The 24,799-nt window shown below is 72.0% G+C and carries 24 protein-coding genes; 14 read left to right on the forward strand and 10 right to left on the reverse strand.

The features are described from left to right. Positions 1–18 precede the first annotated feature (18 nt). Positions 19–192 (forward strand): integrase core domain-containing protein, encoded by a 174-nt coding sequence (locus ACZ6S0_RS23020; RefSeq protein WP_465921026.1) that lies wholly within the window; start codon positions 19–21, stop codon positions 190–192. Here ACZ6S0_RS23020 and ACZ6S0_RS23025 read toward each other — a convergent pair. Further along, positions 189–1,016, reverse strand: a complete 828-nt coding sequence (locus ACZ6S0_RS23025; protein ID WP_465921027.1) for an SDR family NAD(P)-dependent oxidoreductase — start codon at positions 1,014–1,016, stop codon at positions 189–191. The two genes, ACZ6S0_RS23020 and ACZ6S0_RS23025, sit on opposite strands and share 4 nt — an antisense overlap. Before the next feature lie 95 nt (positions 1,017–1,111). Between ACZ6S0_RS23025 and ACZ6S0_RS23030 the strand changes: the two genes are divergently transcribed. Continuing rightward, on the forward strand, positions 1,112–1,717 hold the full coding sequence (locus tag ACZ6S0_RS23030; protein WP_465921029.1) for a TetR/AcrR family transcriptional regulator: 606 nt from the start codon (positions 1,112–1,114) through the stop codon (positions 1,715–1,717). A gap of 394 nt (positions 1,718–2,111) precedes the next feature. Here the strand turns inward: ACZ6S0_RS23030 and ACZ6S0_RS23035 are convergent, their stop codons facing one another. Continuing rightward, the gene (locus tag ACZ6S0_RS23035) at positions 2,112–2,969 is read right to left on the reverse strand and encodes an aldo/keto reductase (RefSeq protein ID WP_465921030.1); all 858 of its coding nucleotides are present in this window, start codon (positions 2,967–2,969) and stop codon (positions 2,112–2,114) included. 103 nt (positions 2,970–3,072) lie between these two features. After that, positions 3,073–3,663, reverse strand: coding sequence for a TetR/AcrR family transcriptional regulator (locus tag ACZ6S0_RS23040; RefSeq protein WP_465921033.1), 591 nt, complete (start codon positions 3,661–3,663; stop codon positions 3,073–3,075). Between the two features lie 73 nt (positions 3,664–3,736). Here ACZ6S0_RS23040 and ACZ6S0_RS23045 point away from each other — a divergent pair, with 73 nt between their 5' ends. Next, positions 3,737–4,660, forward strand: coding sequence for an alpha/beta fold hydrolase (locus tag ACZ6S0_RS23045; protein ID WP_465921037.1), 924 nt, complete (start codon positions 3,737–3,739; stop codon positions 4,658–4,660). Here ACZ6S0_RS23045 and ACZ6S0_RS23050 read toward each other — a convergent pair. Beyond that, entirely contained in the window at positions 4,616–5,563 is a 948-nt protein-coding gene (locus ACZ6S0_RS23050; protein WP_465921038.1) for a LysR family transcriptional regulator, read from the reverse strand. The two genes, ACZ6S0_RS23045 and ACZ6S0_RS23050, sit on opposite strands and share 45 nt — an antisense overlap. Before the next feature lie 109 nt (positions 5,564–5,672). Between ACZ6S0_RS23050 and dnaE the strand changes: the two genes are divergently transcribed. The 4 genes from dnaE to ACZ6S0_RS23070 all read left to right on the forward strand — a co-directional run bounded on the left by dnaE (position 5,673) and on the right by ACZ6S0_RS23070 (position 10,256). Beyond that, positions 5,673–9,215: a DNA polymerase III subunit alpha gene (gene dnaE, locus ACZ6S0_RS23055; RefSeq protein ID WP_465921041.1), complete on the forward strand. Its 3,543-nt coding sequence runs from the start codon at positions 5,673–5,675 to the stop codon at positions 9,213–9,215. After that, positions 9,212–9,526 (forward strand): DUF6300 family protein, encoded by a 315-nt coding sequence (locus ACZ6S0_RS23060; RefSeq protein WP_465921044.1) that lies wholly within the window; start codon positions 9,212–9,214, stop codon positions 9,524–9,526. The genes dnaE and ACZ6S0_RS23060 overlap by 4 nt, the downstream gene beginning before the upstream one ends. Positions 9,527–9,616: 90 nt before the next feature. Further along, positions 9,617–9,862, forward strand: a complete 246-nt coding sequence (locus tag ACZ6S0_RS23065; RefSeq protein ID WP_465921047.1) for a hypothetical protein — start codon at positions 9,617–9,619, stop codon at positions 9,860–9,862. A gap of 1 nt (position 9,863) precedes the next feature. Then, positions 9,864–10,256: a tautomerase family protein gene (locus ACZ6S0_RS23070; RefSeq protein ID WP_465921050.1), complete on the forward strand. Its 393-nt coding sequence runs from the start codon at positions 9,864–9,866 to the stop codon at positions 10,254–10,256. A gap of 79 nt (positions 10,257–10,335) precedes the next feature. On the opposite strand, the gene ACZ6S0_RS23075 is transcribed toward ACZ6S0_RS23070, so the two are convergent. After that, positions 10,336–11,292 carry a TauD/TfdA dioxygenase family protein gene (locus tag ACZ6S0_RS23075; RefSeq protein WP_465921051.1) on the reverse strand — a complete coding sequence of 319 codons (957 nt, stop codon included), beginning with the start codon at positions 11,290–11,292 and terminating at the stop codon, positions 10,336–10,338. A 63-nt stretch (positions 11,293–11,355) separates the two neighbouring features. Continuing rightward, positions 11,356–11,436, reverse strand: a complete 81-nt coding sequence (locus tag ACZ6S0_RS23080) for a putative leader peptide (protein ID WP_465921189.1) — start codon at positions 11,434–11,436, stop codon at positions 11,356–11,358. A gap of 184 nt (positions 11,437–11,620) precedes the next feature. On the opposite strand from ACZ6S0_RS23080, the gene ACZ6S0_RS23085 reads away from it, so the two are divergent. The 4 genes from ACZ6S0_RS23085 to ACZ6S0_RS23100 all read left to right on the forward strand — a co-directional run bounded on the left by ACZ6S0_RS23085 (position 11,621) and on the right by ACZ6S0_RS23100 (position 17,142). Continuing rightward, complete coding sequence (locus ACZ6S0_RS23085; protein WP_465921052.1) at positions 11,621–12,979, forward strand: sensor histidine kinase; 1,359 nt, start codon at positions 11,621–11,623, stop codon at positions 12,977–12,979. A 120-nt stretch (positions 12,980–13,099) separates the two neighbouring features. Then, positions 13,100–13,996: a phosphotransferase gene (locus tag ACZ6S0_RS23090; protein WP_465921054.1), complete on the forward strand. Its 897-nt coding sequence runs from the start codon at positions 13,100–13,102 to the stop codon at positions 13,994–13,996. 174 nt (positions 13,997–14,170) lie between these two features. Beyond that, complete coding sequence (locus tag ACZ6S0_RS23095) at positions 14,171–16,018, forward strand: MFS transporter (RefSeq protein WP_465921056.1); 1,848 nt, start codon at positions 14,171–14,173, stop codon at positions 16,016–16,018. A 620-nt stretch (positions 16,019–16,638) separates the two neighbouring features. Continuing rightward, positions 16,639–17,142 carry a GNAT family N-acetyltransferase gene (locus ACZ6S0_RS23100; protein ID WP_465921057.1) on the forward strand — a complete coding sequence of 168 codons (504 nt, stop codon included), beginning with the start codon at positions 16,639–16,641 and terminating at the stop codon, positions 17,140–17,142. Here the strand turns inward: ACZ6S0_RS23100 and ACZ6S0_RS23105 are convergent. From ACZ6S0_RS23105 to ACZ6S0_RS23120, 4 genes are all read right to left on the reverse strand, one after another. Further along, entirely contained in the window at positions 17,084–18,370 is a 1,287-nt protein-coding gene (locus ACZ6S0_RS23105; protein WP_465921059.1) for an alpha/beta hydrolase family protein, read from the reverse strand. The two genes, ACZ6S0_RS23100 and ACZ6S0_RS23105, sit on opposite strands and share 59 nt — an antisense overlap. Before the next feature lie 67 nt (positions 18,371–18,437). Next, positions 18,438–20,831 (reverse strand): ATP-binding cassette domain-containing protein, encoded by a 2,394-nt coding sequence (locus ACZ6S0_RS23110; protein WP_465921063.1) that lies wholly within the window; start codon positions 20,829–20,831, stop codon positions 18,438–18,440. A gap of 214 nt (positions 20,832–21,045) precedes the next feature. Next, a complete protein-coding gene (locus ACZ6S0_RS23115; protein WP_465921066.1) occupies positions 21,046–21,396 on the reverse strand; it encodes a VOC family protein in 351 nt (116 codons plus the stop codon). A gap of 198 nt (positions 21,397–21,594) precedes the next feature. After that, positions 21,595–22,392, reverse strand: a complete 798-nt coding sequence (locus ACZ6S0_RS23120) for a VOC family protein (RefSeq protein ID WP_465921067.1) — start codon at positions 22,390–22,392, stop codon at positions 21,595–21,597. Between the two features lie 185 nt (positions 22,393–22,577). Between ACZ6S0_RS23120 and ACZ6S0_RS23125 the strand changes: the two genes are divergently transcribed. From ACZ6S0_RS23125 to ACZ6S0_RS23135, 3 genes are all read left to right on the forward strand, one after another. Continuing rightward, positions 22,578–23,018 (forward strand): helix-turn-helix transcriptional regulator, encoded by a 441-nt coding sequence (locus ACZ6S0_RS23125; protein WP_465921069.1) that lies wholly within the window; start codon positions 22,578–22,580, stop codon positions 23,016–23,018. 10 nt (positions 23,019–23,028) lie between these two features. Further along, positions 23,029–23,439 (forward strand): VOC family protein, encoded by a 411-nt coding sequence (locus ACZ6S0_RS23130; protein WP_465921071.1) that lies wholly within the window; start codon positions 23,029–23,031, stop codon positions 23,437–23,439. 170 nt (positions 23,440–23,609) lie between these two features. After that, a partial coding sequence (locus ACZ6S0_RS23135) for a hypothetical protein (protein ID WP_465921075.1) occupies positions 23,610–24,799 on the forward strand: 1,190 nt, incomplete at its 3' end.

Raw genomic sequence — 24,799 nt, forward strand, 5'->3', positions numbered from 1 at the left:
TCCTGACGGTAGGACGTTGTGATCGGGCAGTCAACGGCGCCCGTCCGATCGCCACGGGCGAACGCGTTCGCTGAACGGTTCGTGGGAACGCTACGCCGCGAGTGCCTCGACCGCCTGCTCATCGATGGCGAGCGGCGGTCCGGGGCGAATGCAGGGCTCCTCGCGCGAATCGGGCTCTCCACGGCAAGCTAGAAGCGCAGCAGGTGGCGGGTCACGTCGTACAGGCGGTGGGCGGCGGCTGGGTCGAGCGAGGGAAGTGACGCTTCGAGCGGGCGGCGACGATCGTAGGCCAGTAGGCCGTCCTTGCCTGGCGGGTCGTCCATCAGCTCGATGATTGGCGCGATGGCCTTTTCGACCGGCTGGGCGGCGAACCTGGCCAGCAGCTTGATGACGGTCCTGGCGGGTTGTTCGAGGCTGTCGGTGCCGCTGTTGGTGAAGCCGGGGTGGTGCAGCAGGTAGCGGGTGCGGGCGTCCGGGTGGTTGAGGGCGTACGCGACGCCAAGAAGGTCCGTGGCGCGTCCGGCCTGCAGCATGGCCTTGATGGTGCGGTAGCCCTGCTTGAGCGACAGGTCATCCCAGTGGATGCGGCCCTTGGTGACGCCGACGCCGCAGATGTTCACGATCATCGGGTTCTCGCCGCGCTCCAGCAAGCCGGTCAGGCCGTAGGCGAGCAGGAAGCGGCTGACGTAGTAGAGGGCGAAGGTGGCCTCGTAGCCATCGGCGGTCTCCACTCGCTGCGGAAAGGGGCGGAGCGCGGTACACACCAGTCCGTCCAGCACGTCGTGCCGCGCTTCGATCTCTTTGATCACTCGTACGTTCTCCGTCGCCGCTGTCAGATCGGCCCGCAGGAACGCGGCCCGCTCCGCGGCGCCCAGCCGCGCGGCCTCGTCGAGGAAACGCCGCCCCCTGGCCGGATCGCTGCCCACGGCCGTCACGTGGTCGCCGCGGCGCAGGAGGTGCAGGGCGAGCCCTCGGCCCATGCCGTTCGTTCCGCCCGCGACAACATAGGTCCGCATGGTTTCCTCTCAAGTCATCGAACGCTGACTTGAGAGAAGTTAGCACAAGCCGCATATAGGATGTCAACGATCGATGACTACGCAAGGAGCCCACGTTGCAGAAGAGGGACAGGGAGGCCACCCGGACACGCCTGCTGGAGGCCGCCAGGCTGCGCTTCGCCCGGGAAGGCTACGACGCCACCAGCGTTCGCGACATCGCCAGAGACTCCGGCGTCGATGCCACCCTCATCTTCCGCTACTTCGGCTCCAAGAAGCAGCTCTTCGACCAGGCCACCGCCACCGCCCACTCACCCGACCTGCTCGAAGGCCCTCAAGAGGAGCTGGTCGCCCGCATGGTAGCGACGATCGTCGACCACGACTGGACGGAGTACGGCGGCGAACACCCCCTGGTCGCGATGCTCCGTTCCTCGGCCCACGAGGACGCCCGCCGGCGCATCCGCCAAGAGGTCTGCGACACCTACGTCATCGCCTTGCGAGACCTGGCCAAGGGCCAGGACGCCGAGTTGCGGGCCGAACTGCTCAGCGCCTGGATGGTCGGCATCGGCATTCTGCGCTCCGTCGTGGCCACCCCCGCACTGGCTGAGGCGCGGGCCGCCGACCTGGCTCCGCACATCGCGAGCGTCGCCACGGACCTGCTGGGCCGTCCTATGTCGGGAGCCGTCGATCAGAGCCGATCAGAGGGTGAGTCCGACCAGACCTGACGATTCCGGCTCGGAAGGATACGCGGCGTCGCCGTCGCGTACGCGGGGCGCGAGCAGGTCAGCAAGCACGTCGCCGCGGTGGACCACGTCAACGACTCCAAGCCGCCAACCCGTGGTCCACGCTGCACGCCCTGGACAGCTTCGCCGACCGGCCGGGTCCAGCACCTCATCACCATGGGGGAGACCGGACGGCGCGCCGCCGAGGCAGCCCGCCGTCACGGTCTGACCGCTGTCACCGAGGCCGGCCTGGCCGAAGCGATCAACCAGGCCCACCAGGTCGCCCTTGAATTCACAACCTCGCTGATCGCCACCCTCAAAGGCGGATCACAGGGGGCGCTGCGGCGGCCATCCTTCCGTTGGCGTCTCACATCGGGTCAAATAGGGGCAATCGGCCTCAGCCGAGGCGGGCCAGCTCCTCCTCGGTCAGTTCGAGACCGGCCGCGGCGACGGAGTCGAGGATGGTCTCGGGACGGCTGGCGCCCGGGATCGGTACGACCACCGGGCTGCGGGCCAGCTCCCAGGCCAGGCACACCTGCTGCGGCGAGACCCCGCGAGCCGCCGCGATCTCGGCGAAGGCCGCGTTGTGCCCGCTCAGCTCCCCGGTACGCCCGATGCCGCCCAGCGGCGACCACGGCAGGAACGCCAGCCCCAGCTCGGCGCAGACGTCGATCTCCGGCTCGCTGGAGCGGAAGCGCGGGGAGTACTCGTTCTGGACGCTGACCAGGCGGTCGCCCAGGATGCCGTGGGCGAGCCTGATCTGCTCGGGGTTCGCGTTCGAGATGCCGGCCATCTGGATTTTGCCGGCGTCGTGCAGGTCCTTCAGCGCCCCGATCGTCTCCTCGTAGGGCACGTCCGGGTCGGGGCGGTGGTGCTGGTAGAGGCCGATGCTGTCGACGCCGAGCGCCTTGAGCGACCTGTCGCACGCGCTCTTCAGGTAGTCCGGCCTGCCGTCCCGGCCCCAGCCGCCGCCGGGCGTGCGGGTGTGCCCGCCCTTGGTCGCGACGAGCACGCCGCCGGCGTCGCCGGACCACAGGGAAAGGGCCCGGGCCACGATCCGCTCGTTGTGGCCGACGTCCTCGTGGGAGGGCGTGTACGCGTCGGCGGTGTCGATCAGGGTCACACCGGCGTCGAGGGCCGCGTGGATCGTGCGGATCGACTGTGCCTCGTCCGGCATGTGGTCGGCCACCGACATGGGCATGGCCCCGAGTCCGATGGCCCCGACCCTGCGGTTTCCGATCGTGCGCGTTGTCATGGCGTTCTGCATGGGTCCAGCTTGTCCGCTGGAGTGTGCTCCAGGTCAAACCGGGATCGCCGATCCGGCGTGTCCGTCCGAAACCGAGAACGCCCGAGCGCGGTCAGCGGGCGATCCGGGCCAGGTGGTAGCGCAGGACGCCGAGCGCCTCGTCCACGGTGCGCTGCCCGAGCAGCACGCTGGTGCCCAGGCCCGCCGACATGGCCAGCAGCCCCGCCGCCTCGGCCGCCACGTCGAGACCGTCGGCCAGCTCCCCCCTCTCCTGGGCCTCGCGCAACCGGCCGGTGAGGAACTCCCGCATGCGGTCGGGCGCGTCGAGGAAGGGCTGGGCGGCGAGCGCGGGATCGGTCACCGACAGGACCGCGTAGGAGGTGTAGACCAGATGGAAGACCCGGCTCTCCGTGTCCTGCGGCAGCGCCTGGACGAGGACGGCCTCGACGACCCGCAGCGGCGTGAGAGAGGGGCCCACCCGCGCCGACACCCGCTCGGCCATCTGCTCCGCCAGGTGCCGCAGCGCGAAGAGCAGCAGCTTCTCCTTGGACTCGAAGTAGTACTGCACGACGGCGACGGCGAAGCCCGCCTCCGCCGCCACCGCGCGCATGGTGACCGCGTGCAGCCCCTTGCTGCCTGCGATGCGCAGCAGGGCCTCGGCGATCTGCGCCCGGCGCTCCGCGTGGTCGGCCAGCTTGGGCACGTGCGGCCACCCCCTCTGTCAGCCTTGGTAGTACGAGTGTACTATCAAAAGCAACCGAGAGGAGACGAGCGCGATGACCAGGAAGGCCGTCGGCCACTTCGTGAACGACCAGGCGCGAGAGCGATTCCTGCGGGCGTACGACGACGCCATGGGCCTGTGGCCGGGCCCGCGTGCGGAGATCGACGTCGAGACCAGGTTCGGCACCGTGCACGTCCACCGGGCCGGGGCCGGGAGCGGAGAGCCGATCGTGCTGCTGCACGGCCACGGCGCCAACGCCTCCAGTTGGTACCCGCAGGTCGCGGCGCTGGGTGAGCGCCACCCGCTCTACGCCGTCGACACCATCGACGACCCCGGGCGCAGCGTCCAGCACACCGTCGTCAAGGACTCCCACGACAACGCCGCCTGGCTCGACGACGTGCTCGCCGGGCTCGGGCTCGACCGGGTGCACCTGGTGGGCCTGTCGTACGGCGGCTGGCTGACACTCAACCAGGCCGTGCACTCTCCCGGGCGCCTGGCCTCGGTCACCCTCCTCGATCCCGGCGGCCTGGAGAAGGTGTCCCCCCGTTTCGTGATCGGCATGTTCGGCGGCCTGATGGCCATGCTCGGCCCGCGCCGGCTGCGCCCGTGGTTCGCGCGGGTGCTGGCCAACCATGCGCTGGTCGCCCCCGCCCGCCTGATGGCGCCGATCATGGCGAGCGTGCGGGCGTTCCAGCCGTCCCGCCCCGCGGCACCGCCCTTCGCCGACGACGAGCTGCGCTCGGTGCGGGTGCCGGCGCTCGTCCTGCTGGGCGAGCGCAGCACCCTGCTGCGGGCGCGGCGGGCGCGGGCCCGGGTGCTGGAGCTGATGCCGCACGCGTACGCCGAGGTCGTGCCGGAGGCCGGGCACGGGCTGCCGCTGGAGGCTCCCGAGCTGGTCAACGCGCGGGTGCTGCGGTTCGTCGAGCGCGAGGTCTCAGGCGGCGGGCGCCAGGAGGGCGGCGCGGTCGGGCTCCGGTAGCCACTGCAGCCGTGGGTCGAACGGGCGGAACCCGTCGGCGATGAACCGGACGAGCCGCGCCAGCACCGGGTGGTGGTTCTGGCGGTGGCACAACAGCGAGCACGGGTAGACGGGGACGGGCGCGACGACGGGGATCTGCACCGTACGCGGATGCCAGGGCACCCGGCACCGTTCGCCCACGAACCCGATGCGGCCGCCGGAGCCGATCTCGGACACGAACCACTCCCAGCCGAAGTCGGGCCCGGAGTCGTCGATCCGCAGGTCGAAGGCGGCCCCGAGGAGCCGGTAGTAGTCGCGCCACTCGCTGCCGGGGGCGTTGCCCGGCATCCAGATCGTCGCGTCCGACAGGCGTTCGAGCTCCACCTGCGCCAGCCCGGCGAGGGGGTGGTCGCGGCCGACCAGCAGGTGCACCGGTTCGAGGTAGGCGGGCACGTGCCGGAGGTCCTCGTCCAGCGCGCCGCGCACGCGGGCGAAGGCGGCGTCGACCGAGCCGCCGGCGAGCGTGCCGAGGGCGGACCTGAGCCCGTTGGAGGTGACGACCTCGACGTCCGCGTCGGTCGCGCCCTGGTGGAAGGCCCGCACCAGGTCGACGGCGACCAGCCGGGTGTCCAGCACGTCGACCCGCAGCGAGCGCCGCCGCCCGCGCAGCGCCTCGAGCGCCTGGTCGCCCAGGCCGACCAGGGCGCGCGCGTAGTGCAGGAACGCCCGGCCGTCGGCGGTGAGGTCGGCCCCGTTGCGGGTGCGGAAGAACAGCCGCAGGCCGAGGTCGGACTCCAGCTTCGCGACGCGCTTGGAGACGGCCTGCTGGCTGATCCCCAGCCGGGCCGCCGCCTCGCTGAAGTAACGGTCTTCCGTGACGGCCACGAAGGCCCGGACCGCGCCGAGGTCCAGATCTGCGGTCACATCCGATGGTTGTGCCGTGGCGGCGTGTCGATTGTTGGACAACCCCACCTGCTCTCGGGTCGAATGACGCGGGCCGATCCCAGAGCCTACAACCAGGGGGAGTGATCAGGTGGGGTCCTTCGTGCACCTGCACGTGCACACCGAGTACAGCATGCTCGACGGCGCCGCCAAGGTGGGCCGCCTCATGGACGAGGTGTCGCGGCAGGGCATGCCGGCCGTGGCGATGAGCGACCACGGCAACGTGCACGGGGCGTACGAGTTCTACCAGACGGCGCGCAAGGCCGGGGTGAAGCCGATCATCGGCATCGAGAGCTACGTCGCCCCGGCCTCCCGCCACCACCGCCGGCCCGTGTTCTACAGCGACAACCTGGCCCTGCGCCGCTCCAACGACGACACCGGCGAGGGCGGCGACGTCTCAGGACGCGGGCTGTACACGCACATGACCATGTGGGCGGCGGACGCCGAGGGGCTGCGGAACCTGTTCCGGCTGCAGTCGCGGGCCTGGCTGGAGGGACACGTCCAGAAATATCCGCGCATGGATGATGAGTTGTTCGCCGAGCACGGCCGGGGGATCATCGCCACCACCGGCTGCCCCTCCGGCGAGGTGCAGACCCGGCTCCGCCTCGGCCAGTACGACCGCGCCGTCGAGGCCGCCGCCCGCTACCGCGACCTGTTCGGCCCCGGCAACTACTACCTGGAGCTGATGGACCACGGCCTGGCCATCGAGCGCCGCGTCCGGGAAGACCTGCTCAGGCTGGGCCGGCACCTCGGGCTGCCGCCGCTGGCCACCAACGACTCCCACTACGTCACCGAGGGCCAGGCCCAGGCCCACGACGCGCTGCTGTGCGTGGGCACCGGCAAGCGCCTGGCCGACGCCGACCGGTTCCGCTTCAGCGGCAGCGGCTACTACGTCAAGCCCGCCGGGGAGATGCGCGCCCTGTGGGACGCCGAGGTGCCCGGCGCCTGCGACAACACCCTGCTCATCGCCGAGCGCGTCGGCGACTACGGCGAGGTGTTCGCCCACCGCGACCTGACGCCCCGCTTCCCCGTGCCGGAAGGGGAGAGCGAGTCGAGCTGGCTGCGCAAGGAGACCCTCGACGGCGCCCGCCACCGCTACGGCGCCCCGCCGCCGCGCGAGGTGCTCGACCGCATCGACTACGAGCTGTCGGTCATCGACGCCATGGGCTTCCCCGGTTACTTCCTGGTCGTCGCGGACATCTGCCGCCACGCCCGCGAGCGCGGCATCGGGCTCGGCCCCGGCCGCGGCTCGGCCACCGGCTCGATCGTCGCGTACTGCACGGGCATCACCCAGCTCGACCCGATCGAGCACAAGCTCATCTTCGAACGCTTCCTCAACCCCGAGCGCATCACGATGCCCGACGTGGACCTCGACTTCGACGACCGGCGGCGTGACGAGATGATCGACTACGTCACCCGCAAGTACGGCGGCGACCGCGTCTGCCAGATCGTCACGTTCAGCACGATCAAGGCCAAGGCCGCGGTCAAGGACTCCTGCCGGGTGCTCGGCCTCCCGTACGCGCTCGGCGACCGCATCACCAAAGCGTTCCCCGCGGCGGCCGGCGGCAAGGAGATCCCGCTGTCGGCCATCCACGACCCCGGCCATCCGCGCCACGGCGAGGCCGCCGAGCTGCGCGCCATGTACGAGCAGGACCCCGACGTCAAACGGGTGATCGACACGGCGGTCGGCATCGAGGGCCTGACCCGGGGCACCGGCATCCACGCCGCCGGCGTGATCCTGTCCAGCGAGCCGCTGATCGACGTGATCCCGCTGGCCAGGCCCAAGGCCGACGGCCCGGTGGTGACCGGCTTCCCCTTCACCCAGGCCGAGGACATGGGCCTGCTCAAGATGGACTTCCTGGGGCTGCGCAACCTGACCGTCATCGGCGACGCCGTCGCCAACGTCCGCGCCAACAAGGGCGTCGAGATCGACATCCTCGACGTGCCGCTGGACGACGCCACCACGTACGAACTGCTGGCGCGCGGCGACACGCTCGGCGTCTTCCAGCTCGACGGCGGCGGCATGCGCACCCTGCTGCGGCTCATGCAGCCCACCACGTTCACCGACATCGCGGCCGTGAACGCGCTCTACCGGCCGGGCCCGATGGAGATGAACGCCCACACCAACTACGCGCTGCGCAAGACCGGCAGGCAGCCGGTCGAGCCGATCCACCCCGAGCTGGCCGCGGCCCTGGAGCCCATCCTGGGCGACACCTACCACCTGGTCGTCTTCCAGGAGCAGGTCATGGCCATCGCCCAGCACCTGGCGGGCTACTCGCTCGGCGCCGCCGACATGCTGCGCAGGGCCATGGGCAAGAAGAAGAAGGAGGTGCTGGACGCCGAGTGGGACCGGTTCGAGACGGGCATGCGCGAGGGCGGCTTCTCCGGCGAGGCGACCAAGGCCGTCTGGGACGTGCTCGTGCCCTTCAGCGGCTACGGCTTCAACAAGTCGCACACGGCCGGATACGGCCTGGTCTCGTACTGGACGGCCTACCTCAAGGCCAACCACCCCTGCGAATACCTGGCGGCGCTGCTCACCTCGGTGCGGGACGACAAGGACAAGATGGCCGTCTACCTGTCCGACTGTCGGCGGCTGGGCATCAAGGTGCTGCCGCCCGACGTCAACGCCAGCCAGAAGGACTTCGCCGCCGTCGGCTCCGACATCCGCTTCGGCCTGGGCGCCGTGCGCAACGTCGGGGGCGGGGTGGTCGAGGCGATCGTCGCCGCCAGGGAGGCCAGGGGCGCCTACACGAGCTTCCACGACTTCCTGGCCAAGGTGCCGGCCGCCGTCTGCAACAAGCGGGTCATCGAGTCGCTGGCCAAGTCGGGCGCGTTCGACGGGCTGGGCCACCACCGCAAGGCCCTGGTGGCGGTGCACGAGCCGGCCGTGGACGCGGTCGTCGACGTCAAGCGCAACGAGGCGTACGGCCAGGACTCGTTGTTCGGGGAGGCGGGCCACGGCGCGGAGCCGTCGATCGCGATCCCGGAGGGGGAGTGGGACAAGGCCACCCTGCTGACCTTCGAACGCGAGATGCTCGGCCTGTACGTCTCCGGCCACCCGCTCGACGGCGCGGAGCGCGTCCTCGACGCCCACCGCGACACCACGATCGCCGACCTGCTGGCCTCCGGGCGGCAGGACGGCCCGGCCCGCGTCAGCGGCATCGTCTCCGGCCTGCAACGCAAGGTCACCAAGCAGGGCAGCCCCTGGGCGATCGTCACGCTGGAGGACCACGACGCCTCGGTGGAGTGCCTGATCTTCCCCAAGACGTACGCGCTGTGCGGCGAGGTCCTGGCGGAGGACCGGGTGATCTCGGTACGAGGGCGGGTCAACGTCCGCGACGAGACGATGAGCGTCTACGGCGAGGAGATCGCCGTGCTCGACGTGCTGCGGGGCGACGCCGAGCCGCCCGTGGTGATCTCGGTCAGGGAGAGCCAGGTGAACGCGCGCCTGGTGCGGGAGTTCAAGCACATCCTGACCACCCACCCAGGACGCGCGCCCGTGCACCTGCGCCTGCATCGGCGCGGCGCCAGGAGCCTGCTGGTGGACCTGGTGCCCTTCCAGGTCACCCCGGAGGCGGCCTTCTACGGCGACGTCAAGGCCCTGCTCGGCGCGGACGCGATCGGCGGGGCATGATCGGGCCGTGCCCGCGCTGCCGTACCGGTGAGGTGCTCGCCGTGCTGCGCCTGCCGCACACCTGGTCGAACGCCGCGGGCCGGCGGGTCCGGGTCATGAGCGAGATCGCCGTGTGCGGCCGGTGCGACGCGGGCGACCCCGTCACCGGGCCGATCGTGGCGTACTTCGCGGTGCACGGGTCGGCGCGGCCGGAGCACCTGGCTCCGCTCGCCCGGCTGCTGCGCCGCTGGGCCGAACGGGCCCGCCCGCCGCGCCCCGACCTGGACGCGCTCGCGGCCGAGGCCGAGGCGTGGTATCGCGGCGAGCTGTGACCCGCTCCGGGCTCCCGATCCTGTACCTACTAGTATGTCCGATATGTCCGATATGTCCGGCATGGACGCGAGGGAGCGGCTGCCGAGAGGGTGGCCGCATACTTGCGGCGAGAGCGCGACGCGCTGACGGGCTGCCCGGTCGGCCGCCTCACCCAGGACCCCGACGTGATGGCCGACCCCGGCCTGCGGCGGCCGGTCGAGGAGACGTTCGCCCGGCTCACCGGCTGGCTGGCCGGGCTGCCGGCCCAGGGCCGCGCCGCCGGCGACCCCGAGGCTTACGCCGGGGCCGTCGAGGGCGCACTCGCCCTGCTCACCCGTACGTCCGAGAGGAACTGACATGCCTTTCGTCCGCATCGACGCCCTCAGGGCCGACGCCGACCGGCTCGCCGCGCTCGGCCGCGCCGTGCACGACGCCCTGGTCGAGACCGTCGGCATCCCGCCCGACGACCTCTTCCAGGTCCTCACCGCCCACGACGGCACCCACGGCACCCTGAGGTACGGGACCTTCCCCGGCGTGGACCGTGACGACGACCTCGTGTACGTCGCGATCACCCTGCGCAGGGGCCGCACCCCGGCGCAGAAGCAGGCGCTCTACCGGCGCATCGCGGAGCTGGCCCTCGACTACGCCGGCACCGAACCGCGCAACGTGTTCGTCCTCCTGACCGAGAACGAGTCGATCGACTGGTCCTTCGGCCACGGAACGGCCCAGTACGCCATCTCCTCCATCTGACCCAGCCCGTCCCGGGCAGGAGGCGCGCAGGGTGTGCGGGCGGGCACCCCCAGTCCCGCCCGCACGTTCTCGGGGCTCGTCAGGCGACGACGAGCGACTCGGCCCTGAACTCGCGGCCGGCCACGATCTCGGAGACGAAGCCGTCGGGGCCGACCGGGCGGTCACCGATCAGGGTGACCCGGTGCAGGGTCCGCTGGACGTCGAGGTGGTCGAGGTCCGACGGGGCCAGGTGGGCGGTGGCCCGGTTGTCCCAGAAGGCGACGCTGCCGGGCTGCCAGCGGAAGCGGACGGTGTACTCGGAGCGGGTGATCTGCTCGTACAGCAGGTCGAGGAGGCGCCTGCTCTCGGGGGCGGACAGCCCGACGACGCGGTCGGTGAAGCCGGGGTTGACGTACAGCGCGCGCTCGCCGGTCTCGGGGTGCACCCGCACCACGGGGTGGACGGAGACCAGCAGGTTGTCGTTGACCCGCTTGACGAGCTTGTCGTCGTCCTGGCCGGGCTGGTATCCGGCGAGGAAGCGGTGCTCGGCGCGCAGGCCGTCCACGAAGGACCGCAGCGGCGCCGACAGCCCCTCGTAGGCGGCGACCAGGTTGGTCCACGTCGTGTCGCCGCCGAACTCCGGCACGGTCTCGGCCCGCAGGATCGAGGCCGCAGGAGGGTTGACGGCCGCGGTGACGTCGGTGTGCCAGCCGGAGTTGTAGGAGTAGCGCCGCCTGCGCTGGAGCTGCCGGTAGTCGGTGCCGTAGCGCTGCTCGTAGCGGCGCGGGTCGATGGTGAGGATCTGCGGGTGGTCCTCCGGCGGGGCGTCCTCGTGCGGGTGGGCGTGGGTCAGCTCGCCGAACTGGCGGGCGAAGGCGATCTGGGCGCGGTGGTCGAGGGTCTGGCCGCGGAAGAAGACCACCTTGTGGACGAGCAGGGCCTGGCGGATCTCCGCCACGGTCGTGGGGTCGAGCGGGTGGGCGAGGTCGATGCCGGTGATCTCGGCGCCGATGTGCCCGGCCACGCGGTTGACGGTCAGAATGCTGGTCGTGGGCATGCTGAAGCGCTCCTGAGGTCGAGGAGTGTGAATAGGGGAGACACGGGGGGCGGGACCGTCAGGTCACCGCCTGGCACACAGCGCGCTCGCCTGCCGTCTGAGATCGACGTGGAGCCGAGCGACCAGAAGTTCGCTGCTCTTCACAGCTCAGATCTTCCGCAGAATTCCCCACAAATGCAATAGGAAAACTAGGAATTTCTGCGTGACCTCGGTCATCGCACCGCAATGGATTCCTTGCGGGCCCTTGGGTTCCTCGTGAACCCGTTGTTGGGAAACATGTGAACGCAAGCAAGTGTGTCGACTGGCGCGACCGGTCGGGGAGGTGATGATGCCTCTGCATCCCCGCCGGCTCTCGGTCCAGGGACGCCTCACGCTGGCTACCGCGATCCTGTCGCTGATCGTCCTGGCGGCGGTCGCAGTCGTCGTGGACGTGCTGGTCCGCGACAGAGTCAGGCAAGAGACCTACCGGAGCACGGAGAAGGCGGCGATCGAGTGGATCGGCGCCATGGGGACCGCGATGCCGACGACCGCGACCACGTCCGAGGTCGACTTCCTCCAGCTCGTGGACGCCATGGGGAACGTGGTCGCGGCCAACCCCGCCGCCGCCGGCCGTCCGCCCATCAGCACGCTGTGGCCCACGTCCGACAACCGGATCCAGCACGGGAGGTCGTGCAGCGTGGGCGAGTGCGTGCTGTTCACCGCCACCCGGCCGTCGCCCGAGGAGGAGGAGCTGCTGTGGGGCGGCGCCTCCCACGTGGTGTACTCGGGCCGGACCGAGCCCGCCGTCCTGGGCACGGGGCGGCTGGAGCTGGGCCTGGCCGCCGGAGTGCTCGCCGCCACCGCCCTGGTGAGCGGCACGGCCACGCTCCTCATCCGGCGGACGCTGCGCCCGGTGGAGGAGATGCGGACGAGGATCGCCGAGATCACGCTCACCGACCTGGGCCTGCGGGTGCGGGCCCCGCCGGGCCGGGACTCGATCGCGCTGCTGGCCCACACCGCCAACGACACCCTGTCACGCCTGGAGGAGGCGGTCGAGCAGCAGCGCCACTATGCCTCGATGGTCTCGCACGAGCTGCGTACGCCGCTGACCGGCCTGCTCACCCGGCTGGAGGAGGCGCTGGCCTACCCCGGCGTCGATCTCCGCGCCACCGTCCAGGACGCGCTGGCCAGCGCGGAACGCTTCCAGACGATCATCGACGCGATGCTCATGCTCGCCCAGGTGCGCACCGCCACCCCGCAGAGCCGGGAGCGGGTGGACCTGAGCGCGCTCGTACGGGAGGAGGTGGCGTGCCGCGGGGCGAGGCCGAGGATCCTGGCCCGGGTCGAGGACGACCTCCAGGTCGTGGGCAACCGGGTCCAGCTCGCGGAGGTGCTGACGAACCTGCTGGTCAACGCCCAGCGGCACGCCCGCACCCGCGTCGAGGTCACCGTACGGCACTCGGACGGCCAGGCCGTGGTCACCGTGGCGGACGACGGGTGCGGCGTCGCGCCGCAGGACCGCGAGCGGGTGTTCGAGGCGTTCGTCCGGCTGGACGAGGCACGCGATCGCGACCCCGGCGGGAGCGGACTGGGCCTGGCCATCTCCCGGGCGATCGCCCATGCCCACCACGGCACCCTCACCATGGAGGACACGCCGTGCGGGGCCAGGTTCGCGCTGCGGCTGCCGCTGCCGGAGCGCGGTCGCTGACGGCGTCCGGCCCTGGCCGCGCGGCCGGGGTGGCCTGAGGCGTCGGGTGCTCCGCGGACCGGATACCCTCACGATCTCCGCCCTTTCTCCCGCTCTCCCGCGACCTGGAGTCATCCCCGCATGAACGACCGCGAGTCCACCCCCGTGCCCGCCCAGGTCCCCACGGGCCCACCCGACGGCGTTCCCGCGGAGCTGCTGGAGATCGCCGACGCGCTCGTGCCCGGCGCGTCGCTGGACCGGGCGCGGCTGGCCCGCGGCGGGATTCACGACGTCGTGCTGCTTCCGGGAGTGGCGGCCGTACGGGTGGCGCGGCGTGCGTCCGGAGCGCGGGCCATGCCCGGGCGGATCGAGATCCTTCGGGCGGTCGGCGCGGCCGCTCCGCCGTTCGCGGTGCCCGAGCCGCTGACGCCCGTGACGACGTTCGGGGAGCGCACGGCCGTGGCCGTCTCCTGGATCGACGGCGCCGGGCTGCCCGAGGGCGAGGGCGACCCCGGCCGGATCGCCGGTCTGCTCGCCGCCCTCCGCGAGCTGCCCGTCACCCCTGAACTGCGGGCCGTGCTGCCCGCTCCCCGTGCCCACGACGGGCACTGGGCTCGCGTGCTGGCCGACGACGTCCTGCCCCGGCTGCCGGACAGGTGGCGGCCGGAGGCCGAACGGCGGCTGGAGGCGGCGATGGCCCTGGAGACGGTGCCCGACGTGCTCGTCCACGGCGACCTCGTCAGCGACAACGTCCACTGGGGCGAGGACGGCGAACTCATCGGCGTGCTCGACTGGGACCGGGCCCACCTGTTCGACCCGGCGGTCGACGCCGCCTTCATGGGCTGGCACGGCTGGGACAACCTGCGGGCGGCCGTGGACGCGGACACGTACCGGCGGGCCCGCGTCTGGGACCGGTTGTTCGGCATCAACCTCCTGGGCGCGGTCTTCATCCTCGGCGGCGAACCCCTGCCCTCCGTGGACAGCTACGTCGAGCACATCGTCGCCTGGCTGGACGAGTACGTCGGCCGGGACGGCTAGCCCACCGGCGGCACCTGCTCCGGGCCGCGCCTGACCGAGCGGGCGGAGCACGCCTCGTTCGGGTCCCCCATCCCGGAGCAGGCGGACGGCCGCGGATGTGCATGATGCACATGTTGTGCATGAAGCACGGCGCGTGTATGGTGCATTCGGACTTTTGGCGGAATTGGGGGATAAATGGTGCATTCCGCGCCGCGTGAGGGCTCCGGCCGCGGGATCGCCGGTGTGCTGGCCGTGGCCGGCATCGTCGCCTCACTCATGCAGACCCTCGTCGTGCCGCTGGTCGGCGAGTTGCCCCGGCTGCTCGACGCCGACGCCGCCGACACCTCATGGGTCATCACCGTGACGCTGCTGGTGGGCGCGGTCGCCACGCCGGTCGTCGGCAAGCTCGGCGACCTCTACGGCAAGCGCCGCATGATGCTCGCCTGCGCCGTCCCGCTGGTCGTGGGCTCGGTCGTGTGCGCGCTGGCCGGTTCGCTGATCCCGATGATCTCCGGACGCGGCCTGCAGGGGCTGGGCGTGGGCATGATCCCCCTCGGTGTGAGCGCGCTGCGCGACCTGCTGCCCCCCGACCGGGTCGGACCGGCGATCGCCCTGATGAGCTCGTCCCTGGGGATCGGCGGCGCGCTCGGGTTGCCGATCTCGGCCGCCGTCGCCGAACACGCGGACTGGCGGGTGCTCTTCTGGGGCTCGGCCGCCCTCAGCCTGCTCGTCGGCCTGCTGATCTGGCTGCTGGTGCCCGTCACGCCCGGCACGCCCGCCGCGGCCCGTGGCCGCCTGGACGTCGTCGGCGCGATCGGCCTGGGCGTGGCGCTGGTCTGCCTGCTGCTGGGCGTGTCCAAGGGCGGCGAGTGGGGCTGGGGGAGCGGCACCACCCTGGGACTGCTCGGCGCCGCCGTGGTCATCGCGCTGCTGTGGGCCCTGTACGAGCTGCGCGTCCGCGACCCACTGGTCGACCTGCGCACCACCGCCCGGCCCCAGGTGCTCTTCACCAACCTGGCCTCGATCCTCGTCGGCTTCTCCATGTACGCCCAGTCGCTGGTCGTCATCCAGCTCCTGCAACTGCCCGAGGCCACCGGGTACGGGCTGGGCCAGTCGATGCTGACCGCCGGGCTGTGGCTGGCCCCGGCCGGGCTGACGATGATGGCCGTCTCCTCCGTCGGCGCCCGGCTGTCGGCCGCTCGCGGGCCCAGGACGAGCCTGTTCCTGGGCGCGCTGATCATCGCGCTGGGCTACGGGGCCTCACTGGGCCTGATGGACTGGGCCTGGGGCCTGGCGGTCGCCACCTGCGCCGCGAACGTCGGCGTCGGCCTCGCGTACGGCGCCATGCCCGCGCTGATCATGGGCGCCGTGCCGCGCACCGTGACGGCCTCCGCCAACAGCTTCAACACGCTGATGCGCTCCATCGGCACCTCCATGTCGGCCGCGGTGATCGGTGTCGTGCTGTCGCAGATGACGGTGACGGTGGGCGGGCACGCGCTCCCGTCGGAGTCCGGCTTCCGTACGGCCCTGCTGATCGGCTGCGGCGTCGCCCTGCTGGCGGCCCTGGTGACGCTGGTCCTGCCCAGAGCCCAGCCGGCCGCCGAACCGGAACGCCCCGAGCCCGCACCGTCCCCGGCCCTCGCCGCTCCGACTGCCGCCGCCCCGGCCGCTGTCGCCCGGGTCCCCGAGCCCGCGCGGGTCTGGCCTCCCGTGGGGGAGCGCGCCGAGGCGGCCCGTCCGGGCGTTCCGGCGACCGTGCACGTGCGTGCCATCGGCCACGAGGAGCTGGGGCCCTGGGAGGACGCCTTCCGCCCCCGCGACCACCAACCCCCCGCCATCCGCCAGACTCCCACCGGCCGGCCCGGGGCCGAAGGGCGAGAACTGCTCCGGCTCCGCCAGGAGAACACCGCACTGAGGGAAGAGAACACCGCACTGCGCGAGGACAACGCCGCGCTATGCCAGGAGAACGCCGAACTGCGCAGGGAGCTGGACACCTTGCTGGGCGGCGTGAGCACCTGGGTCAAGAACCTCGCGGAACGCTGAGCCCGGGGAATCGGACGGCCACCGCAACCGACCGCAGGAGGCCGGATGGCCGCGCAACCGACCGCAGGAAGCCGGACTCCCCGCGACGGCGACGCCTGGCGCCCGCAGCGGCGCCCGAGTCCCGGCACCGCTGCGGGCATCCCGCGCCCGGCGGATTTTACGTAGTGAATTCACCGTCAAAAACTATCGATATCTACGGATATGTCCTATTTCGAGCGGATTTATGCGTTAATGTCTGAATCGAAGGCGCTATTGATGGGGGGAACCCATGAACGGAGCGCTTGGTTTCCAGGAAAGTGGGGGCTGCGGACGTCGGCGCTGGCGTCGTGGCCGCTGTCGCCGACGCAGGCGGTGGTGGGGCGGCCCCTGGGGAGGCGGCTGGGGTTGATGGTGACAACCCCGACGAAGCTGCGGGTCGCGGTGTTCTCCGCTTCGCACGCATGATTCACACCCGTTGGCGGTGCGACGCGGAGCCGCCGCGGCCCGCGCCCATTTTCCCGCTTTCAAGCGAGCGCTCGGCCCTCGACGATGACGGCGACGAGGATCCCCTGTGATCCGCATTTCTCGGTCGCCCCGGGCCGTCGGCCAGGCGCTCGGGGCGCGCGGCTAGGCTTGCCGCCGTGCACATTCGCGACAGGGCGCAAAGGGACCTCGACGCGTGTGTCGAGGCCCTCGCGCAGGTTCAGGCCGTCGACCGTTACCCCGTCCACTGGCCGGACGACCCCGGCGGCTGGCTGACCCCCGACGACCTGGTCGGTGCCTGGATCGCGGTCGAGCCGACGTCCGAGGCGACGGGCCCGGCGGCCGTGCTCGGTCATGTGGCGCTGACCCGCGACATGGAGGTCACCCGCCTCTTCGTCGTCCCCGCCGCCCGGGGGCGCGGTGTGGCCGCCCGGCTGCTTGACACCGTTCGCGTGGCGGCCGGGGCGCCGCTCAAGCTGGAGGTCTCGTCCGAGGGGACCGACGCCATCAGGTTCTACGAACGCTCCGGCTGGCGCAGGATCGGCAGCACCCGCGCCACCTGGCTGAACGCGGCCGGCGAGCCCGCCCTGCTGCACCACTACGTCAGCCCCGCTCCCCAGCCCCCCGCGCCTCCCCATGGGGCGACGTCAGCCAGTCGGTGAGGTCGCCGACCACGGCCGGGTCGACGTGTTGCGGCGCCTGGTAGCCGGCCGGGGTGGAAGGCTCTGAGCCGGGGAAGAACAGGTGGTCGTCGGCGTCGTGGACGCGGATGGTGACGCCGGGGCGGCCGGCCAGGCCCTTCCGCCACAGAGCCAGGTCGTCGGCCACGGTGACCTGGTAGTCACGTCCTCCCTGGAGGATGAGCATCGGCCGGCCCAGCGCCGCGGCGGCGGCCACGGGGTCGTAGTCGCGCAGTTCCAGCCAGTACGCCGCCGGGTAGCCGAACGGCAACTCGGCGGCGGGCGTGTCGGCCGAGAGGCCGGGGCCGTCGATCAGGGCGGCCTGCCGCCGTATCGTCTCGACGGCGTCGGCGGGGAGCGCGCCGATCGAGGCCAGATGGCGCACGACGCGTACGGCGGCCCGGTGCATCGGCTCGGCGTCGCCCGCCAGCAGCGCCAGCCCGGCCACGGACGGTTCGGCGGCGGCGACCATCGGCGCGACCTTGCCGCCCATGCTGTGCCCGGCGACGTACACCCGCCGGGCGTCCACGGCCGGATGGCCCTGGAGGAGGCGTACGGCGGCGACGGCGTGCGGCACGTACTCGGCGCTCATGGTGAGGTCGCCACGGGCGGCCACCCGCTCGGCGTGGGCGTAGGTCACCTTGTCGAACCGCAGCACCGCCACACCCCCGCAGGCCAGCCCCCACGCCAGATCCTTGAGCGGCTTGTTCGGGCCGGAGGTGGCGTCCCGGTCGAACGGCCCGCCCCCGCTCAGCAGCACCACCCCGGGGCTCGCGCCGGGCCCGCGCGGCAGGCTCAGCGTCCCCGGGACGGCCAGCGGCCCGGAGCCGACGACGACCTCCTCCTCGTCGAACGCGCCGGGCCTGGCGTACGGGGGCGGCGTCCACTCGGCGTCGGGCCCTTGGGCGAGCCGCAGCCCATGCAGCAGGCCCGTCGCGTCGACCGACATGACCACCGTCAGCCCGCCCCGTTCGCCGGTCACCGGCACGCTCACCCGGACCAGCCCGCCCGCGGGCGGCTCGCAGACGGGCGCGCCGACCGCGGAGACCGGGCCCGTCTCGGAGAGCCCTCCCTCCCATCCGGCGCGCAGCGTCTCCGCGGACGCCGCCGCGCGCAGCGGCGGCGCCAGCATCCGCTCGACGTCCGCGAACCGCCCGTCCCTGAACAGCTCGACCACCCTCGCGGCGACCGCCGCCGGTTCCGCATCCATCGCCCTCCACCTTTCTCGTGAAAGTAGAACGGTAGCATGTCGCGAGAAAGGTGGGCAGGGCCGCGGCTCAGGCGCCGACGTAGTCCGCGAGATGCCGGCCGGTGAGGGTGGAGCGGGCGGCGACCAGGTCGGCGGGGGTGCCTTCGAACACGACCTGGCCGCCGTCGTGACCGGCGCCGGGGCCGAGGTCGATGATCCAGTCGGCGTGCGCCATGACGGCCTGGTGGTGCTCGATGACGATGACCGACTTGCCGGTGTCGATGAGCCGGTCGAGCAGGGCGAGCAGGTGCTCGACGTCCGCGAGGTGCAGGCCGGTGGTCGGCTCGTCGAGGACGTAGACGCCGCCCTGCTCGGCCATGTGGGTGGCCAGCTTGAGCCGCTGCCGTTCGCCGCCGGACAGCGTGGTGAGCGGCTGGCCGAGGCTGAGGTAGCCGAGCCCGACGTCGGCGAGCCGTTCGAGGATGGCGTGCGCGGCGGGCGTACGCGCCGGGCCCGCGCCGAAGAACTCCCTGGCCTCGGCCACCGGCATCGCGAGCACCTCGCTGATGTCACGGCCGCCGAGGTGGTGCTCCAGCACGGCGGCCTGGAACCGCTTGCCGTCGCACTCCTCGCACGGGGTGGCGACGCCCGCCATCATGGCCAGGTCGGTGTAGAGGACTCCGGCGCCGTTGCACGCGGGGCAGGCGCCCTCGGAGTTGGCGCTGAACAGCGCCGGCTTGACGCCGTTGGCCTTCGCGAACGCCTTGCGGATCGGGTCGAGCAGCCCCGTGTAGGTCGCCGGGTTGCTGCGCCGCGAGCCGCGGATGGCGCCCTGGTCGATCGCCACCACCCCGGCCCGGGACGGGATCGAGCCGTGGATGAGCGAACTCTTGCCCGAACCGGCCACACCGGTGACGACGACCAGCACGCCGAGCGGGATGTCGACGTCGACGTCACGCAGGTTGTGCCTGGTCGCCCCGCGGATCTCGAGGGCGCCGGTGGGGGCGCGCACCGTCTTCTTGACGGCGGCCCGGTCGTCGAGGTGGCGGCCGGTGAGCGTGCCGGCGGCCCGCAGCTCCGCGACGGTGCCCTCGAAGCAGACCTCGCCGCCCGCCGTGCCCGCGCCGGGGCCGAGGTCGACGACGTGGTCGGCGATGGCGATCACGTCCGGCTTGTGCTCCACGACGAGCACGGTGTTGCCCTTGTCGCGCAGGCGGAGCAGCAGCTCGTTCATCCGCTGGATGTCGTGGGGGTGCAGGCCGGTGGTGGGCTCGTCGAAGACGTAGGTGGTGTCGGTGAGCGAGGAGCCGAGATGGCGGATCATCTTGACGCGCTGCGCCTCGCCGCCCGACAGCGTGCCCGACGGCCGTTCGAGTGACAGGTAGCCCAGCCCGATCTCCACGAACGAGTCGAGCGTGCGCAGCAGCGTGGCCAACAGCGGCGCCACCGACGGCTCGTCGAGCCCGCGCACCCAGTCGGCCAGGTCGCTGATCTGCATGGCGCACGCGTCGGCGATGTTCAGCCCGCCGACCTTCGACGAGCGGGCCGCCTCGCTGAGCCGGGTGCCACCGCACTCGGGACAGGAGGTGAAGGTGACCGCCCGGTCCACGAACGCGCGGATGTGCGGCTGCATCGCCTCCTTGTCCTTCGACAGGAACGACTTCTGGATCTTGGGGATCAGTCCCTCGTACGTGAGGTTCACGCCCTCGACCTTGACCTTGGTCGGCTCGCGGTAGAGGAAGTCCCGCATCTCCTGCTCGGTGAACTCGCGGATCGGCTTGTCCGGGTCGAGGAAACCCGACTCGGCGTAGGTCCGCACCGTCCACCAACTGTCCGACTTCCAGCCCGGGATGGTGAACGCGCCCTCGGCGATCGACTTGGTGTCGTCGTAGAGCTGGGTGAGGTCGATGTCGGAGACCGTGCCCCGGCCCTCGCAGCGCGGGCACATGCCGCCGAGGCGGGTGAAGGTCTGTTTCGTGGTCTTGCTGCCGCCGCCGCGTTCGACCGTCATCGCGCCGCTCGCCCGGACCGAGGGGACGTTGAAGGAGAACGCGTTGGGTGAGCCGAGGTGGGGCTGCCCGATCCGGCTGAAGAGGATGCGCAGCATCGCGTTGGCGTCGGTGGCGGTGCCGACGGTCGAACGGGGGTCGGCGCCCATCCGCTGCTGGTCGACGATGATCGCGGTCGTCAGCCCTTCGAGCACGTCGACCTCGGGCCGCGCCAGCGTCGGCATGAAACCCTGCACGAAGGCGCTGTAGGTCTCGTTGATCATCCGCTGCGACTCCGCGGCGATCGTGCCGAACACCAGCGAACTCTTGCCCGAGCCCGAGACCCCGGTGAACACCGTCAACCGGCGCTTCGGCAGCTCGACGCTGACGTCCTTGAGGTTGTTCACGCGCGCGCCGTGCACGCGGATCCGATCGTGGTTGTCGGCGACGTGCGGCGCGGGCTGTTGCGTGTCCGTCCTCGAGGCCGTGCTCATCATCTCTCCATCTGTTGGGCGGAATCCGCTGGGCGGAGTGTGTCGCGTGGGAGCCGGGCGCGGCCTGCCGGGCGGGGCCGCGCGGTCCGCGGCCACCGTCCGTGTGGCCGCCCGTGTAGCCGCTCGTGTGGCCGTCCGTGCCGCCCGACCCGTGCCGACCGGCTTCGAGCAGAGTACGTCCCGCGCTCCGTTGCTTCGGCCCTGGGCCTCGGGCTCACCGGTCCTGGAGCAGCCCGAGGACGTTGCCGTCGGGGTCGGTGACGGTGGCCACCAGGCGGCCGCCGCCGACGTCGTGGGCGGGCTCCTTCACGGTGGCGCCGGCCGCGGTCACCTCGGCCAGCTTCGCCTCGATGTCGGCCACGTGCCAGTAGGCCACCGGCGAGGTCAGGCCCTGCGGCCCGCCGCCGGGCACCAGCCCGATGTGCTGGCCCTCGGCGTCGAACCCGACGTAGTAGGAGCCGTCGGCCTGCGGCTCGATGCCGAGCAGGGCGGCGTACACGGCCTTGGACTTCGCGAGGTCGGAGACGGGGTGCAGCACGGTCCTGATTCCGTGGGTGGCGGTCATGGTCGCTCCTGAGTCTTTCGTGGGTGATGGGATCCCCGGCGTGACGACGGCTGGGGGAGCCCGATCGCGGTCCGGCACGCCTGCCGTCGTCGGCGAGGTGGTGCCACGCTAGTGGCGGCCCCCTGACCTGCGCTTCTCGAATCCTGCTCGACCTAATGATCTACAATGTAAAGGCGTCGGGCGGGGTGCCCGCCGCCGTCACGAGGCGCTCACCCGCCACAGGTGGCCGTCGGGGTCGGCGAAGTGCCCGGAGTAGCCGTCCCGCGCGCCCTCCCCGGCCGCGACCACGATGCGGCCCCCGGCGGAGTGCGCGGCGGCGAGGAGGGCGTCGACCTTCGCGCGCGACTCGGCTCGGTGGTGGAGGACGATCGCGCGGAACCCGGCGCCGTCCTCGTCGGCGCCGGCGTCCTTGGCGAGGGTGGGGCGGGGCAGCAGGCCCAGCCGGGAGCATCCGGGGGCCAGGTGGAAGTCGACGTACTTGTCGCCGTAGTCCCTGTCGACCGTCATGCCCAGGGCCGCGTAGAAGGTCTTGGACGCGGTCGGCTCGGCCACGCCGAGGAGGGCGCCGGTCTCGGTCGGCACCGGGGGTTCGCCCGCGGGGCCGGTGTCCTTTCTGGTGGGCGCGGCCAGCTTCCAGACGGCGCCGTCGGGTGCCTGGTAGACCGCCGAGAATCCGGCGAACAGGGATCGCTTCGCGGGCTTGAGCACCTTCGCCCCGCCGCGGACGGCGGCGTGCAGGAGGGATTCGACCTCGCTGGGCTGGCTGACCACGTAGGACAGGACGTAGCCGCGGAAGCCGGACGTCTCGGGGTCCGTGCCCGCGTCGGCGGCGAGCGCGCCGGTGGTGTGCAGGGCGATCCGTCCGGTTCCGCGGAGGTCGAGGTTCGCGTCCTGGCCGTGGCCGCCGGCGGTGGGGGAGAGCGCGGAGGTGTAGAACGCGTGCGCGGCCGGGACCTCCGGCACGCCGAGGGTGATCACGTCGAGGGCGAGGGGCACGGTCGTCTCCTTGGGTGTCGGGGCCTCGTGGCAGTCAAGGGTGAGGCCCGGCTGTCACGTTAGGCAGGGCCGGGAGGCGGGCGCTTCTCGATTCCTGACGAGTCCGGGCGGCCGTCCCGCCGTGGCGAAGATCGCGTTTATGCAGGTCAGCGGCTTTTGTCGGCTCGCGGTGGTAGCCTGCCGCCATGAGTCCGGAAGACCTCGCCAACCTCGCGCACCTGCGGCGGGCGCGGGACCTGATCGACCGTGAATACGCTCGTCCGCTCGACGTGCCGACGATGGCCCGGCACGCGCTGATGTCGCCGTCCCACTTCTCGCGGCAGTTCCGCGCGGCCTACGGGGAGACGCCGTACAGCTATCTCATGACCCGCCGCATCGAGCGGGCGATGGCGCTGCTGCGGGCGGGCACGAGCGTGACGGACGCGTGCATGGCGGTCGGCTGTACGTCGCTGGGCTCGTTCAGCTCGCGGTTCACCGAGTTGGTGGGGGAGACCCCGAGTGCCTATCGCGCCAGGGAGCACCGCGCCGTGACGGCGATGCCGGCGTGCGTGGCGAAGGCGCACACCCGTCCGATGAGAGACGCGTCGAGCAGGATCGGAGAAGCGCGGCGCGAGGCCGCCGCCTAGCGTTGGCGGCATGACCATCGCACTCCATTACTGCCACGTCACCGTCAACGACGTGGACGAATCGCTCGGCTTCTACCGTGACGCGCTCGGCCTCGAGGTGCGCAACGACGTGGCGTCCGGTGACCACCGCTGGGTCACGCTGGGCAGCGCGACCCAGCCGGGCCTCGAGATCGTGCTCTCCGACCCGCACGCCGGCCGGTCCCGGTCCGACGGCGACGCGCTGCAGGAACTGCTCACCAAGGGCGTCCTGCCGATGATCGTCTTCCGTACCGACGACCTCGACGCGACCTTCGAGAGGGTTCGGGTGTCCGGCGCCGAGGTGCTGCAGGAGCCCATCGACCAGCCGTGGGGACCGCGTGACTGCGCGTTCCGTGACCCTTCGGGGAACATGGTGCGGATTTCGCAGGAGCCCAAGGCGTAGTCGCGATGGCCCGGCGCCACCCGACCCTCCAGGTACGCAAGCCGATACCGGCCCGACTCGCCGGGCCGGTATAAGGCGTGCAAAGTTGCCCAAATCTGTGCTGTCCGGAATTAAGCCGAGCGGTTACGGAAAGGGGAATATGAGGTTTTCCTCATCAAGGAGGAGGGATCATGGCCGCCACCCAGCCGCGAGGGCGCCGAGCCACCGCAGCCAACGGCAAGGTGCCCAAGCGGTTCACGCTTGACCTGCCGATGCTCAGCATCGAGGTCCGCCGGCCCGAGGTCCGGCTGCCGCAAGTTGAGCTGCCGCATGTCGAGCTGCCGCACATCAGCAGGCAGGAGATCGGCCACTACGTCGATGTCGCCCGGACGTTCGTCCCGCCGCCCGAACGCATCGCCTACTACGGCGCGCTCGGCGCGCTGGCGGCGCTCGGGCTCGTCGAGTGGCCCGTCGCCGCCGCCATCGGGGCGGGAATGGTCATCGCGCAGCGGCGGCGGCAGGAGCCGCCGTCCTGGCCCGGTGGACGACGCCAGATGCCGGCACCGGTGGAGAGCGGCGACTCGGAGAAGCCGGCCACCACCGCCACGCGGCGCCGGACAGCGGCGACCTCGGGCACCACCGGCCGGGGCAGGACCGCCACGACGGCGCGCGCCACCACCCGCCGCAAGCCCACCACGACCGCAGCCACCCGCAAGACCACCACCACCCCGGCCACCACGCCGAGCACCCGCAAGACCACCACCGCGGGCACTCGTAAGACCGCCACCACGCCGAGCACCCGCAAGACCACCACCACGTCGAGCACCCGCAAGGCCGCCACCACGTCGGGCACCCGTAAGGCCACCACGACGTCGGGCACCCGCAAGACCGCCGCCACGTCGGGTACCCGCAGGACCACTGCGACGTCGGGCACCCGCAGGACTGCCGCCACGTCGGGCACTCGCAAGGCGACTGCCACGTCGGGCACCCGCAGGACCACCGCGGCGTCGGGCACCCGCAGAACCGCCGCAGCCTCGGGCACCCGTAGGACGGCCACGACCGCAGGCGTCCGCAAGCCCACCACCACCGCCTCAGGCGGTCGCAAGACGGCCACGACCTCGGGCAGCGTGCGGCGCAAGACAGCCACCACCTCGGGCACCGCCCGCCGGAGGCCCACCACGGCCGCCGCGACTTCGAGCGCCGCCCGGCGTAGGACCACTACGACTGCGAAGACCTCGGGCACCGCCCGGCGCAGGCCGACTACGGCCGCTGCGACTTCGGGTGCCGCCCGGCGTAGGACCACTACGACTGCGAAGACCTCGGGCACCGCCCGGCGCAGGCCGACTACGGCCGCTGCGACTTCGGGTGCCGCCCGGCGAAG

The organism is Nonomuraea sp. NPDC051298, assembly GCF_055586305.1.

Bases quoted from the DNA above. Each gene is read 5' to 3' on its own strand.
- ACZ6S0_RS23025 (WP_465921027.1), bottom strand. From the start codon at position 1,016: ATGCGGACCTATGTTGTCGCGGGCGGAACGAACGGCATGGGCCGAGGG.
- ACZ6S0_RS23035 (WP_465921030.1), bottom strand. From the start codon at position 2,969: ATGACAACGCGCACGATCGGAAACCGCAGGGTCGGGGCCATCGGACTC.
- ACZ6S0_RS23045 (WP_465921037.1), top strand. From the start codon at position 3,737: ATGACCAGGAAGGCCGTCGGCCACTTCGTGAACGACCAGGCGCGAGAG.
- ACZ6S0_RS23060 (WP_465921044.1), top strand. From the start codon at position 9,212: ATGATCGGGCCGTGCCCGCGCTGCCGTACCGGTGAGGTGCTCGCCGTG.
- ACZ6S0_RS23070 (WP_465921050.1), top strand. From the start codon at position 9,864: ATGCCTTTCGTCCGCATCGACGCCCTCAGGGCCGACGCCGACCGGCTC.
- ACZ6S0_RS23075 (WP_465921051.1), bottom strand. From the start codon at position 11,292: ATGCCCACGACCAGCATTCTGACCGTCAACCGCGTGGCCGGGCACATC.
- ACZ6S0_RS23085 (WP_465921052.1), top strand. From the start codon at position 11,621: ATGCCTCTGCATCCCCGCCGGCTCTCGGTCCAGGGACGCCTCACGCTG.
- ACZ6S0_RS23090 (WP_465921054.1), top strand. From the start codon at position 13,100: ATGAACGACCGCGAGTCCACCCCCGTGCCCGCCCAGGTCCCCACGGGC.
- ACZ6S0_RS23095 (WP_465921056.1), top strand. From the start codon at position 14,171: ATGGTGCATTCCGCGCCGCGTGAGGGCTCCGGCCGCGGGATCGCCGGT.
- ACZ6S0_RS23105 (WP_465921059.1), bottom strand. From the start codon at position 18,370: ATGGATGCGGAACCGGCGGCGGTCGCCGCGAGGGTGGTCGAGCTGTTC.
- ACZ6S0_RS23110 (WP_465921063.1), bottom strand. From the start codon at position 20,831: ATGAGCACGGCCTCGAGGACGGACACGCAACAGCCCGCGCCGCACGTC.
- ACZ6S0_RS23115 (WP_465921066.1), bottom strand. From the start codon at position 21,396: ATGACCGCCACCCACGGAATCAGGACCGTGCTGCACCCCGTCTCCGAC.
- ACZ6S0_RS23125 (WP_465921069.1), top strand. From the start codon at position 22,578: ATGAGTCCGGAAGACCTCGCCAACCTCGCGCACCTGCGGCGGGCGCGG.
- ACZ6S0_RS23130 (WP_465921071.1), top strand. From the start codon at position 23,029: ATGACCATCGCACTCCATTACTGCCACGTCACCGTCAACGACGTGGAC.